The sequence below is a fragment of the Dyadobacter sp. CY326 genome (genome assembly GCF_021390515.1).
In the GTDB taxonomy this organism is placed as follows: Bacteria; Bacteroidota; Bacteroidia; order Cytophagales; family Spirosomataceae; genus Dyadobacter.
In genome coordinates, this window is the sequence record NZ_JAJUXI010000002.1 from 30,618 (window position 1) to 44,305 (window position 13,688).

At 45.9% G+C, this 13,688-nt stretch carries 9 protein-coding genes; 5 read left to right on the forward strand and 4 right to left on the reverse strand.

Annotated elements, in window-relative coordinates; genetic code table 11:
* Nucleotides 1-29: 29 nt before the first annotated feature.
* From LZG73_RS00620 to LZG73_RS00630, 3 genes are read left to right on the forward strand one after another with little or no spacing between them, the layout of a single operon-like run.
* On the forward strand, nt 30-2,297 hold the full coding sequence (locus LZG73_RS00620; protein ID WP_233845555.1) for an FUSC family membrane protein: 2,268 nt from the start codon (nt 30-32) through the stop codon (nt 2,295-2,297).
* Nucleotides 2,298-2,302: 5 nt separating this feature from the next.
* Nucleotides 2,303-3,376 (forward strand): NADPH dehydrogenase NamA, encoded by a 1,074-nt coding sequence (gene namA / locus LZG73_RS00625; RefSeq protein WP_233845556.1) that lies wholly within the window; start codon nt 2,303-2,305, stop codon nt 3,374-3,376.
* Nucleotides 3,377-3,383: 7 nt separating this feature from the next.
* Nucleotides 3,384-4,256, forward strand: coding sequence for a DMT family transporter (locus tag LZG73_RS00630; protein ID WP_233845557.1), 873 nt, complete (start codon nt 3,384-3,386; stop codon nt 4,254-4,256).
* Between the two features lie 26 nt (nt 4,257-4,282).
* Here the strand turns inward: LZG73_RS00630 and LZG73_RS00635 are convergent, their stop codons facing one another.
* The 3 genes from LZG73_RS00635 to LZG73_RS00645 all read right to left on the reverse strand — a co-directional run bounded on the left by LZG73_RS00635 (nt 4,283) and on the right by LZG73_RS00645 (nt 9,469).
* Entirely contained in the window at nt 4,283-6,406 is a 2,124-nt protein-coding gene (locus tag LZG73_RS00635; RefSeq protein ID WP_233845558.1) for a PAS domain-containing protein, read from the reverse strand.
* A 6-nt stretch (nt 6,407-6,412) separates the two neighbouring features.
* A complete protein-coding gene (locus LZG73_RS00640; RefSeq protein WP_233845559.1) occupies nt 6,413-6,862 on the reverse strand; it encodes a response regulator in 450 nt (149 codons plus the stop codon).
* 138 nt (nt 6,863-7,000) lie between these two features.
* Nucleotides 7,001-9,469, reverse strand: a complete 2,469-nt coding sequence (locus LZG73_RS00645) for a TonB-dependent receptor (RefSeq protein ID WP_233845560.1) — start codon at nt 9,467-9,469, stop codon at nt 7,001-7,003.
* A 222-nt stretch (nt 9,470-9,691) separates the two neighbouring features.
* On the opposite strand from LZG73_RS00645, the gene LZG73_RS00650 reads away from it, so the two are divergent.
* Together LZG73_RS00650 and LZG73_RS00655 are read left to right on the forward strand one after the other, a co-directional pair.
* Entirely contained in the window at nt 9,692-11,020 is a 1,329-nt protein-coding gene (locus LZG73_RS00650; RefSeq protein ID WP_233845561.1) for an MATE family efflux transporter, read from the forward strand.
* Between the two features lie 151 nt (nt 11,021-11,171).
* Nucleotides 11,172-12,797 carry an NADP-dependent glyceraldehyde-3-phosphate dehydrogenase gene (locus LZG73_RS00655; RefSeq protein ID WP_233845562.1) on the forward strand — a complete coding sequence of 542 codons (1,626 nt, stop codon included), beginning with the start codon at nt 11,172-11,174 and terminating at the stop codon, nt 12,795-12,797.
* An 87-nt stretch (nt 12,798-12,884) separates the two neighbouring features.
* Here the strand turns inward: LZG73_RS00655 and LZG73_RS00660 are convergent, their stop codons facing one another.
* On the reverse strand, nt 12,885-13,574 hold the full coding sequence (locus LZG73_RS00660) for an HAD family hydrolase (RefSeq protein WP_233845563.1): 690 nt from the start codon (nt 13,572-13,574) through the stop codon (nt 12,885-12,887).
* Nucleotides 13,575-13,688: the final 114 nt, after the last annotated feature.

The window sequence follows — 13,688 nt, forward strand, 5'->3', positions numbered from 1 at the left end:
TTGTTGCTTGTGGATTTTAAATGCTAGTATTGCAAAAGCTACGTTTTGGCCTTTACATGAATTATCTCGACGAATTTAAAAAATTCATTTCAAGTCATTATCTCTCTACGGGCGTTAGATTAACCCTTGGTGCGGTCGTTCCCAGTCTTATTTTTCAGCATTACGGCATTCTTGAGGAAATGATCGCATTTCCGCTTGGGACCTTACTTATCGGCGGCACTGATAATCCAGGCCCTTACAAAAGAAGACGAAATTCACTGATCATTGCCATATTTACCTGTTTTACGGTCGCATTTGTCACAGGTTTCCTACGCCATATTCACTTCATTGTTTTTGTTGAGATCATTGTTTTTGGAATGCTCTTTTCGCTGGTGGGCGTTTATGGTAACCGTGTCAACAGCATCGGACTCATTTCGTTACTCGTTTTCGTATTTAATATTGATGATCACCTGAGCGGCGATCTGGTTTTTCGCACTGCGTTGATATTCTCAGCAGGTGGGCTTTGGTATTTTGTTCTCTTTCTGATTTTAAACAAATTATTGCCCTACAAGCTCATACAGCAACTTTTGGGGGAAAATTTCGTGGAACTAGGCGAGCTCTTGTCCGTCAAAGCGGGTTATTATTTTGCCAATCCTGACTATGATGCGCTTTTCAACAAGATGATCCACCAGCAGGTTATCCTTCGTGAAAATCATGAAAATCTAAGGGAGATACTTTTTAAGACGAGAGAAATTGTCTCGGAATCAACCAATAAGAGTCGGATTTTGATGTTGATGTTTCTTGACAGCATTGACCTTTTCGAGCGGATTTTGAACTCCCAGCAAAACTACGCAAATCTCCACCGCGCTTTTGACCATACGAAAGTGCTTCGGCTCTTCGGAACTTACATCACCTGGCTTTCGGCGGAAATTCAACAAATAGGAATTGCCGTGCAGACTGGTTTTCCTTCTCAGCGGAAACGCGACCTGGACGAGGCTTTCAACAAGTGTCAAAAGGCCTTCGAAAGAATGCGGGAAACGAATATGACGCATGATAATATGGAGGATTTCATCATGCTGAGACAGATTCTGAACAGTTTGCAGGACGTAACCGAACGCGTTAAAAAGCTGCATAGGGCCACAACTTATGACGCGGAAGTAAGCGTAGGCCATAAGCTGAATGTGGAAGCTGAAAATTTTATCCCGAAACAGGAATATCATCCGCGGATTTTGTTAGACAATCTTTCGCTGAAATCGAGCCATTTCCGACATGCGGTGCGCGTTACGATCGGACTACTGCTGGGTTATATCACGTCCCTTTTTCTTGAAGTCGGGCATGGTTACTGGATTTTGCTGACCATTGTGGTCATTTTGAAGCCTGCTTTCAGCATTACCAAACAACGCAATTTACACCGCATCGGCGGGACGATTGTAGGCGTCATTTCGAGCTTTGTCCTCTTGTATGTCATTCACGACGGCACGGCGCTTTTCATCATCATGCTGCTGGCCATGATATTGGCTTATAGCTTCCTTAAAATCAATTATTTCATTGCCTCCACGACCATCACGCTCTATGTTATCCTTTCTTTCAACTTCCTGAATCCGCAGCATATCACGGCTGTTTTGCAGGACAGGGTGACTGACACGATCATTGGTTCGATCATTGCTTATCTGATTTCATCGTACGTGCTGCCCGTGTGGGAACACACGCAAATCAACCAATATATCAGCGACGCGCTGAATGCAAACCGGAAATATTTTGACCTTGTCGCAGCAAAATTTACCGGCAAAGCATTGGATATCAATGAACTGAAACTGCTGCGTAAAGATGCGATAATTGCCATGGCCAACTTGTCTGACAATTTCCAAAAAATGTTGTCCGAGCCTAAGCGTCAGCAGCTTAATATGGAAGAATATCATCAGTTTGTTGCGACGAGCCATATGTTAACCTCATACATTGCATCATTGTCAACTTATGCTCAAACACTTGAATATCTGGATTTCTCCGTGGAGTTTGAGGTGATGATTCGGCAAATTGACAGACAGTTAAAGGCTGCAACGGATATTATTGAAGGCAAAGCGGAGAATAGTTTTGAAATAGCGCGAGAATCATTGCCTCAAAACCAGAAGCTGCTAGCATTGCTGACCAAACGGAAGAAAGAAATCAAAGAGCTCGGCATCGAAGTTGCCGACCAATCGCCAGCACGTCGAATGTTGTCTGATTTGAAAACGGTAAATGGCCTTTTTGAGCTGATCAGCACCATTACAATTGACGAAATTAAAATCCTGCAAAAAATAAAAGCATTAAAAACTCAATAGAAATTATGTCTTCCAAACTGTTCACTCCGCTCAGCATAAAAAGTATCACGCTTAAAAACAGGATCGTGGTTTCACCCATGTGCCAATATTCTTCTCAGGACGGCTTTGCAAATGATTGGCACCTGGTCCATCTGGGAAGCAGGGCGGTTGGCGGGGCCGGGCTGCTCATTGCAGAAGCCACGGCCGTGTCGCCGGAGGCGCGCATTTCGCCCGAGGATCTTGGCATATGGAAGGATGAACACATTGAAAAACTGAAACAAATAACTGACTTTATCAAAGCGCAAGGAGCTGTTCCTGGCATTCAATTGTCTCACGCGGGTCGAAAATCGAGCACTTACCCAGCCTGGAAAGGCCGTGGACAAGTGCCGCTGGATCAGGGCGGCTGGCAGACATTGAGCGCATCTGCGATTCCTTTCCATGAGAAGGAAGCAGCGCCATTGGCATTGGATGCGGACGGAATCGCAAAGGTTGTTACGGATTTTGCCAATGCTGCGAAGCGCGCGTTGGAGGCTGGTTATCAACTGATTGAGCTTCATGCGGCACATGGATATCTCATTCACCAGTTTCTTTCGCCATTAAGCAATCAGCGCACGGATCATTATGGCGGCAGCCTTGAAAACAGAAGCCGTATTTTAGTTGAGATCATTGACGCTATTCAGCAAATTTGGCCTGCTGACTTGCCTATTTTCGTTCGCATTTCAGCCACGGATTGGGCGGAACATGGTTGGGACGAAACCCAGTCGGTTGAATTGGTTAAAATCTTGCAAACGAAGGGCGTTGACCTGATAGATGTTTCCACAGGCGGCTTGGTTTCGCACCAGAAAATTACCGTCGGCCCCTCCTATCAAGTGCCTTTTTCGGCCAAGATAAAAAATGAAACCGGTTCGCTAACAGGAGCAGTGGGATTGATTACAGAGGCCGAGCAGGCAGAACAGATTTTGCAAAATGGCGAAGCAGACCTGATCATTATGGCCCGTGAGTTGCTTCGTGATCCGTATTTTCCATTGCATGCCGCGCATCAATTGGGTGAAGACATTTCCTGGCCCATTCAATATGACCGGGCGAAGCCGGCAAATTAAGTAAGACATGTTGAATCCACGCCTCAGCCTTTTTATCGGATTATTGTGCATCAGCATTTTTCCTGTTTTGGTCAAATGGGCTCCGGTTTCGGGAATTACATCGGCATTCTATCGCATGTTCTTCGGGCTCATTTTCCTGATTCCGTGGATATTAATCAAGAAGAAATTCGTTTGGCCGGATAAAACGCTGTTGTTGCCCATTGCATTATGCGGCGTCATTTTTGCTACAGACATTGCTGTATGGAATTTAGCTATCCATTATTCCAATGCAACGCAAGCCACGATTCTGACAAATCTTTCGCCGGTTTGGGTTGGCATCGGCGCATTCCTGTTCCTGAACGACAGGCCGAAGGCAAGCTTTTGGATCGGGACTTTCGTTGCTGTTGCGGGCATGGTCGTGCTCATCGGACCTGACGCGTTCAAGGAAATGCGGCTGGACAGAGGATTTGCACTAGCAGTGATTTCGGGCATTTTGTATGCATCCTACATGCTGGTCAGCAAATCGGTTTTGAATAAAATCGACATTATCAGCTTCATGACTATCAGCATGGCCGTTTCGAGCTTGTTTTTGCTCTTAGTCTGTTTATTTTTTCAAGAGCCGCTCTGGAATTTTGATGGCACGGTTTGGGGTGTGTTTGTCATTGAAGGATTGATTTGCCAATTGGTTGGCTGGCTTACAATCAGTTATGCTGTAAAAAAGATGGACGCAAAGCGCGTTTCGCTCAGTCTTTTAAGCCAGGCCGTTGTCACCGGATTGCTCGCCTGGCTTTTTATTAATGAGGCAATTACACTCCGGATGGTCGTTGGCGGGATCATTGTCCTCGCAGGCATTGCCATTACTTTTCAGAAAAATCAAATTCGCCCCGCGAAAAATACATAGACTTTTATTGCGGTTAGCGCTATGAACTATTCCATCACGTTTGAGATCGGCAGATAAATGGTGAATGTGGAGCCAACGTCAGGGTTGCCAACGGCATCGATCATGCCTTTGTGATTGTCAATAATTTTCTTGCAAATGGCCAATCCGATGCCCGTTCCTTCATAGGCGCTCCTGTTGTGCAGGCGCTGAAAAACCTGAAAAATCCGGTCTTTAAACTGCGGTTCAAAACCGATTCCGTTATCAGTAAAAGAAATATATTGATAGCTTTCTTGCGGATCTGACTCATTCACAGCAATTTCCGCACCCAAAATTCGACCAGTCCGAATGTGAATGAAAGGATTAACGTCCCGTTTCGTGAACTTGATGGCATTGGCGATCAGGTTTGTAAACAGCTGCTCAAACTGGTAAACAATCACATTACAAACGGGCAGCGGCTCACTGGTAATGGTTGCATTGTTTTGCTGGATCATATCGCCGAGTTGTTCTTTTACATTTTCCAAAACAACATTCAGGTCCGTTTCTTCAAAATGCTTTTCAACCGCATTGGCGCGCGAAAATGCCAGCAGATCGACGATAAGTTGCTGCATGCGCGTCGATGCCGCTTGCATTCTTCTGAAATAATCCTGTCCGCGCTCCGAAATGTTATTGACTTCTGTTTCGAGGATCCGGGTTGCGAATGTCTGGATTTTACGCAGTGGCTCCTGCAAATCATGGCTAGCCACATAGGCAAACTGGGCCAGCTCCATGTTCGTTTTGACCAGCTCACTGTTTGCAGCCGTAAGCTCTTTGGTTCGGAGCTGAACCTGTGATTCAAGCTGGTCGGCGAGCGTTCTGTATTTGTCCTCACTCGTTTTCAATGCAAGCTCATCTTCCTTGCGGTCGGTGATATCCATCATTGTGCCCAGCATCCGCAGCGGCTTACGGTGTTCGTCGTAAAGAATTTTCCCGTGCGTCCTGATCCAGTGAATGGACTCATCGCGGTGGATAATGCGTGCCTCATAATAGTAATTCCCCGTTTCCAGTGCTATCTGAAAGGCCTTTTCCACCACACTGACCCTGTCCTCCGGGTGAATCAAATCACGCATATCCTGATGGGTTAGGACAGCAGCATCATCAAACCCAAATATCGCGGCTAACCTTGCTGAATAAATGATTTCTCTGGTTTGCAGATTGAGGTCCCAGGTCGCCAGCTGCGTTCCGTCTGTTGCCAGCGACAAGCGCTCGGCAGCTTCTGAAATTTCCTTGCGCAGCCTGACCTTGTCCGTCACATCATTGGCAGAAACCATAATGCCGGAAATAACATCATCCGTTTCGAAAATCGGAGCGAACTGAAAATCCAGATAATATTCCCGCACACCGTCCGGTCCGCCAAGGAGCAGAGGCGCTTCATTAGCACGATATAACAAGCCGCTTTGGAACACATCATTCAATGTCCCGGCAAAACTTTGTTGCTCAATTTCAGGAAAAACATCAAATAAGCGCTTCCCGACCACGTCTGACAATTCACGTCGCCAGATATTTTTCAGCATGGTTTCATTGGCAATGCTGATCACAAAATCAGGACCTTTCAAAACGGCCTTTGCAAATGGCGACTCTGCAACGAGCGTCCGAAACTGGTTTTCACTTCGTTCGAGCCGGTGTTTTGCCAAAACCTGCTGCGTTACTTCTGTGGCAACGACAATGATGCCAGAAATGTCGCCCGACTCCTCAAATAATGGTTGATATACAAAATTGAAATAACATTGTTCGGTCTTGCCGAAGCGCTTGATGCGCACGCCAAACTCGTTGCCATTAAACGCAACGCCGGTGCGCAACACATCTTGTAGAATTTGCTCAATGGAGGGCCTTACTTCCGGAAGCGACTCGAAAAGCGGTTTGTTGACAAACTCTTCTTCTGTCCTGTTGACGACGCTGAGATAAGTGTCGTTGGCCATTTCCACAAAAAAATCAGGACCCCGCAGAATTGTAATTCCTACGGGCGCTTGCCGCATTGTATTCCTAAACTTGCCTTCGCTATCGTTTGTGCCGATTTTCGTTTGGTTTGCCTTATTTATTTGTTCAACAACACGTTCACCTGGACCGATGTTTTGCTTTAACTTGCCCACTAGATTTGCGGAGGATTTTCTGTTTCGCCTTCGGAAGACGAACATTCGATATTAATACTGGTAATAAAAGTTTTCAGCGGCCGGCTTCCAGCTATGCTTTGACCAGTCGATGTCAAGAATCTGTTTTATTGCTTGTTTCAATTTAGGGAACGAACCAGGCTTCCTGATAAAAAAATTGGCGCCTTGCTCGTACACTTTCCTAACCATTTCCTCTTGCCCTGTCGTCGAAAAAATCACCACCGGAATGCTTTCCCATGCCTTCGTTTTTCTAATCAGTTCCAAACATTCAAATCCATTTTTCCTCGGCATATTCAGGTCCAGGAAAATGACATCAGGTGGCGGCGGAACATTGGTTTTCATTAAGTTAATCAATTCAACTCCGTCATATGCCGTCACAAGTTCCGTTGAAGTGCTCACCTCTCTCAATGCATCTTCGAACAGCATGCAATCGTCTGCATCGTCGTCAGCAAGAAAGATCGAAATAGTTGGTTTTGCGCTCATATCCGGGTTTTAGATTCCATTCACACTTAGCCTTGTCAATAAAATTTTGTAAGACCAACGTAATTATCTCTCAAACATTTTTAACAAAGATAAGATACAAGACAGGCACTATCTACCGTTTAATAAAATTTTCTAAAACTAAAACTCCCCTTCTGCACCCTCTTTCGGTTTCTTCTTTGCCTGGTGCAAACGGTAATTTAATGTGAGGTTAATCTGCCTTCTGCGGCCCTGCGAATTGTTAATTGTGTAAAAGTTATCTCCTTCAATTATAGATCTGTATTTCCGGGAATTAAAAACGTCTATCACGCTGAGTGTGAGCGTTCCATTGTTGTTCAAAACGTCGCGACTTGCCGCCAGATCCAGTGTTGCCAGCGCTTTTCTTCTTCCTTGCGGCGTTTGCTGCGGCGCTTCATAATTCCCGCGCAACTGCAAGTCCGTCGTTTTCCACAAAGTGAACCGCGACATTGCCCTTACGAACCAGCTGTAAGTGTCACTCTGGAAATCCTCATCCAGGCCTGTGCCGTCCGTAATAGCCCTGAAAAAGTTTAAACTGCCGTCCAGTTTCCACCATTGATATGGCGTAAATGAGCTGGTAAATTCCGCTCCGTAAGCATCTTCGGTTCCCAGGTTTTCCGGACGCGTGTAGGAACTTCCGTCTTCCTGAACCCTTCTGATGCTCGTGATTTTGCCATTTGTATGCCGGTAATAAATCGAGGAAGTCAGCGAACCTTTGCTCATGTATTTAATGTGACCAACTTCAAAGACATTGGTAAATTCCGGATTAAGGTCGGGATTCCCGCTCCAATAATTGCGGTTATCGCTATAAGTCGCAAATGGCGTCAGGTCATTGTATTGCGGCCTGCGCACACGACGGCTAAAACTCAGCTGAAATGCATTCTGTTTGGCAAAATCATAGGTCACGTGAACGCTCGGAAAAAGGTTGGCATATGTGCGTTTGTTCACTTCATTTGTTTGTTTCAGCTCCGTCGTAACGCCCGTCCATTCAGCCCTTAACCCTGCCTGATAGGAAATTTTCCCCGTTTTATTCCCAACAATCCCATAAGCCGCATTGATGTTCTCTTCATACAAGAAATCATTGGTCAGATTTGGCAAAACGATCCATCCTTCGCTCGTTTCCTGCGTCACCGTGTAGTCATTCGTCATATCCCGAGAGCTGCTTCTTGCGCCAGCTTCGAACTTTCCGTCTTTACCAAAGGGATGCACGTAATCGACTTGGAACAAGAGCTGTTTTTCCGTTTCATAATTCACAGCGCGTTGCAGCAGAGGCGGAATGCTCGATGGGCTGCCATTGGGATTGAAAATATTTTCACGATAATATTGATCGGAATCTTCCCAGTTGTCCAGGTAACGAACATCCGCCGTCAACTCCTGCCCTTTTCTGTCGAATGTCTTTCTGTAAGTCAGCGCATATTCCGAATTTGGTTCCGTTTCCGTTTCGTCCTGAGTCCGGTTGGTGAAGCTGGTCAAATTGTCGGTGCTGCCGAGATAATCCCTGTATTTGAGCGTTGAAAAGCGTTTTCCCTTGCTCGTCCGCCAGGTGTAAGACCCGGTCAGGATATTTTTTGGGTTAAAATAATAGTCAATTCCACCGCGCGCGCTGTTGTTCATTCCTTTCAGATTGGAGGTCATATCGCGCTCCATAATGAATGTCGAATCATTGCGGTAAAGCTCCTGATACAAATAATTCTTACCCGGCGTGTTGCGATAAGACATGGTGTAATTGATAAAGAAGTTCAGGTTTTTGCGGCGGTAATTTACATTCGCAGCGGCGCCATAATTGGTCGGATAGCCTGTGATAATGTCGAAAGACCCATTAATTCCCTCTTTTCTTTCTTTTTTCAAAACAATATTTATGACTCCGCCCATCCCCTCAGCTTCGTAACGTGCAGACGGATTGGTGATAATCTCAACGCGCTCAATCATGCTGCCCTGCAACTGTTGCAAGCCGCTCGCACCCTTAATGCTCACAAGGCCCGATGGCTTACCGTCGATTAATATACGCACATTGCCGCTGCCACGCAGACTGACATTGCCCTCCACATCCACGGCCACAGAAGGCACATTGGTAAGGATGTCAACAGCAGTTCCACCCGCATTCGCAAGATCCTTTCCAACATTGAAGATTTTTTTATCCAAAGACAATTCCATCGAACTTTTTTCAGCCTGCACCGTGACTTCATCCAATGTTCTTGCGGAGCCCGAAATTTTTATTGTTCCAATGTTCAGTGGTGAATTCGCGTCGGTCAGTTTGATGTTCGGCGTCACCTGTGGTTTGTAACCGATAAACTCAGATAATGCATAGTATGACCCCGCAACAATGTCGACCACAAATCCGCCCGTTTCATCCGTGATGGCGCCGGCAGTAAAAGTGCTGTCAGCACTCCGGAACAGCCTGACGCTGGCATAGCCAAGCGGACTGCTGTTTTGGGCATCAACGATTTTTCCCGTAACCGATAATTTACCGGCAGTTTGCGCGAGCAACGGCTGACAGCAAATCAAATTCAACAAAACTCCCAACCCGGTTAACGTGTATCTCACCGCTGCCCCATTGAAGCCTCCTCCTGCAATCCTGCGTTTAATAATCATTATAAAGTTTGTAAGCGTTTTTTCAATATCTCTTTTTTGTTCAAGTATAGAAACCTCTTTTCTCGCGATTTTACTCTACTAAGTTACTGGGCAGACCGATAATTCCCGTATTAAATTATCGCTTATGAACATTCTCAAATGATCATACGGTTAAATGAATCAGCGTTAATTCGGGTGGGTTACCTAACTTTGCAGGATTTTTTAGGATTCTATTAGCGTGCCATGAAAAACGAAGCTTCTCAAACACTAAAATTAGCACTACCCATTATCATCGGAGAGCTAGCCCAAATGGCCCTCCACCTTATCGACAGCGCGATGGTTGGTGCGATCAGTTATAAGCAGCTTGCCGCAGCCGCATTGGTGGTCAATGCCATGAACATTCCTTTCGTTTTGGGCATCGGGATGACGATTTCGGTTTCACAAATGGTTTCTCTGGCCAACGGCCGCAGTGACGCAAAACTCGTTTCCCATTATCTTTTCAATGGATTTTGCATTTGCGCGTTGACCGCAATTGTCATTTCGCTAACGCTCGTTTTTGGAAAAGATTTGCTGCATCACCTTGGTCAGGACCCCGAAGTGGTTACACTGGCCATTCCATTTATGAAACTGATGGGCTTGTCCATCATTCCAATGCTGCTTTTCATGACGCTCAAACAGTTTGCGGACGGATTGGAGCAGACGCGGACGGCCATGATTTTGTCACTTTCGGGCATGCCGCTCAACATTTTGCTCAACTGGCTGCTCATTTATGGCAATTGGGGATTCCCAAGGCTTGAACTGGAAGGCGCAGGCTGGGCAACGCTCATTACCAGAACCGTTATTTTTCTGGCGCTCGCAATTGTCGTTTTAAAACACAAAAAATTCTCTAAATACATTGCTGTCAGCAGCAGCCAATGGAAATTGAAAGCGCAAACCTGGCGTGAATTGCTGCATATCGGCGTCCCGAGCGCCTTGCAGATTGGCATGGAAGCAGGCGCATTTGCCGTTTCCGGAATCATTATCGGGACATTGGGAGCCGTGGCGCAGGCTGCGCACCAGATTGCATTGAGCAGCGCGTCGCTTACATTCATGGTGTCGATGGGTTTGGCACAGGCCGGTTCCATTCGCGTCAGCAATGCATTAGGCAGGAAGGATTGGACTAAAATCTTTGTAATCGGAAAAAGCACATTATATACCGCATTGGCTTACGGAACGATTTGTGCGATTCTGTTTGCCGTTTTTAGAAACCAAATTCCTTCGCTGTTCAACAAAAATTCAGAAGTGCTTTCGCTTGCGGCTTTATTGTTGCTTTTCGCCGCCGTGTTTCAGATCTCCGACAGCACGCAGGCCATCGGCGCAGGCTTGTTACGGGGCATCAAAGATGTCAAAACACCGACTGTCCTTATCGGCGTTGCTTATTGGGTGATTGGGATTCCGGTTGGTTATATGCTGGCATTTTACTTCGGCATGGGCGCTGTCGGCATGTGGATCGGGCTGATCCTCGGATTAACGATGGCTTCCTTATTTTTGATCACAAGATTCTTTAAAATGACAAAAGGGAGCAATATTTGATCATTTCCTGTCAAATTATCGGTTTAAATAAACGCGCTTTCAGAATTTTAAACCGCGATATATTTGTTTCAAAGCAGGGACATACGTGTCAAACATCGTCCTCATCCGAGTGTGTTAAAAATGTTACGATTCCACAATAACAAATGATCCAATGGATTTCAACTCCACGTTAAAAAACATTTTTGTCGAAGAAAAAGACATTCCGGCTGAATTTCTGCTTCCATCATTGATCCACCAGCGCGAATTTTTGAGTGATGGTGAAATGAAACCTTGGGACGGCCCTGCGCACGAAGTGTATTCTCCGGTCTGCATCCGCACTGAAAACGGCCTCGAACGCAAATTGATAGGCAGTTACCCGATTTGCACCGCGCAAGAAGCAGAAGTTTCGCTCGATGCCGCAGTTGCTGCGTATAACAACGGCCGGGGTGAATGGCCAACCATGAGCGTCGCCGAAAGAATTCACTGCGTTGAACGGTTTACGGGCGCCATGATTGAGCAGAAAGACATTATTGTAAAGCTCATTATGTGGGAAATCGGCAAGTCGTTTGCGGATTCCACCAAAGAATTTCACCGGACGGTCGAATACATCTACGCCACCATTGATTCGCTCAAAAACCTCGACCGCGATTCATCCGGTTTTGACATTGTCGACGGCATTGCGGCTCAGGTTAGGCGTTCTCCGCTGGGCGTTGTGCTTTGCATGGGGCCATTTAATTACCCACTAAATGAAACTTTCACAACCCTGATCCCTGCGCTGATCATGGGCAACACCATTCTTTTCAAGCCGCCAAAATTTGGAACATTGCTGCATTATCCGTTGCAGGAAGCATTTAAAAACAGTTTTCCGAAAGGTGTTGTGAATGTTATTTACGGTCGCGGCAATGCCATTGTCCCTGGTTTAATGCAATCGGGCAAAATCAATGTGCTTACGCTGATCGGTTCCAGCAAAGTGGCTAATGAGCTGAAAAAATCGCATCCGAAAGTTAACCGTTTGCGCGCAGTTTTAGGTTTAGATGCCAAGAATGCAGCCATTGTAACGCCGCATGCAGACATTAATCTTGCTGTAAAAGAGATCATTATGGGTTCCCTTTCCTTCAATGGCCAGCGGTGCACGGCATTGAAAATTGTCTGGGTGCACAGGAGCATTGCTGATGAATTTTTGAAACAATTGAGTGCTGCCGTTTCTGAACTGAAATTCGGCATGCCGTGGCAAAAAGGCGTCTCATTAACGCCGCTGCCCGAAACCAATAAAATCGAATATCTTAACGATTGCATTGCAGACGCTCTGGAACACGGCGCGAAAGTTGTGAATGAAAATGGCGGAAAATCGGAAGGATCATTCTTTTATCCGGCTGTTGTTTATCCGGTTAATGACAAAATGAAGCTTTATTATGAAGAGCAATTCGGCCCGATTGTGCCTGTTGTTGCTTTTGATGATCTGGAAGAAACGATTGAATATCTGATCGAATCAACACATGGTCAGCAGGTTAGCATTTTCAGCAACGATGCGGACGAAGTTGCAGCGCTGATTGATCCGCTCGTTAACCAGGTTAGCCGTGTCAACATTAACAGCCAGTGCCAGCGCGGACCGGATGTTTTTCCATTCACAGGTCGCAAGGACAGCGCGGAAGGAACATTATCCGTTGCCGACGCGATTCGTGCCTTCTCGATCCGCTCGTTGGTTGCATTTAAAATGAATGAGGCCAACAAGCAGCTGATCAACGAGATCGTGCATGAAGACACTTCCAACTTTCTAAGCACCAAGTTTATCTTCTAGCAAAGCCCAGAGTTTGCATTTTGACCAAATATAAAGCCGCCCGAACCAGCATTGATCTGATTTGGGCGGCTTTTTTATTTACAAATTTTACAATGCAACGTGTGACAATATTTCGTTGATCGTCGTGATGCTCCGGAAATTCTCGTGCTCCACATTGTGCTCAATTTTCTCGTGAGCCCATGTAATGTGATAAGGCACATGCACAGCGTGTCCGCCGATCGCGAGCACGGGCAAGACGTCGGATTTCAGCGAATTGCCGATCATTAGAAATTCTTCGGGCTGAATGTCCAGATGCCGGATCAGTTTGAGATAATCCTTTTCCTTTTTATCCGACATAATTTCAATGTGATGGAAGAAATGTTCCAATCCTGACTTTTTCAGCTTCCGCTCCTGATCCAGCAAATCGCCTTTGGTGGCGACCACCAATCTGAAATTGCCTTTCAGAGCATTCAGCACGTCCTCGACTCCGTCCAATAACTCAATCGGTTTCGCTAAAAGCTCTTTGCCATTTTCTAGCACTTTCTCAATAACCGTCACATTGAGCGTGTTTTCGGTCACTTTCAAAGCAGTTTCCACCATGCTCAGCACAAAGGCTTTAACGCCGTAACCATAGAGTGATAGGTTTTCCATTTGTATTTTAAATAACTCCTGCGAAACTGAATGTTGCGGCAAATAATCTTCAAGCAGCTGGCAGAATTTATGCTCCGTTTCCTGGAAATAGGGCTCGTTCACCCAAAGTGTGTCGTCAGCGTCAAATGCAATTACTTTAATGGACATTGTTTATCGGTTATAATGATGCTATCGGTTTCCAAAACCAAAATTACATCCGACATCCCGCTATAACAATTCAAACGCCTGATTTTGAACGCGCATTTCGTGACCGCACGCGTT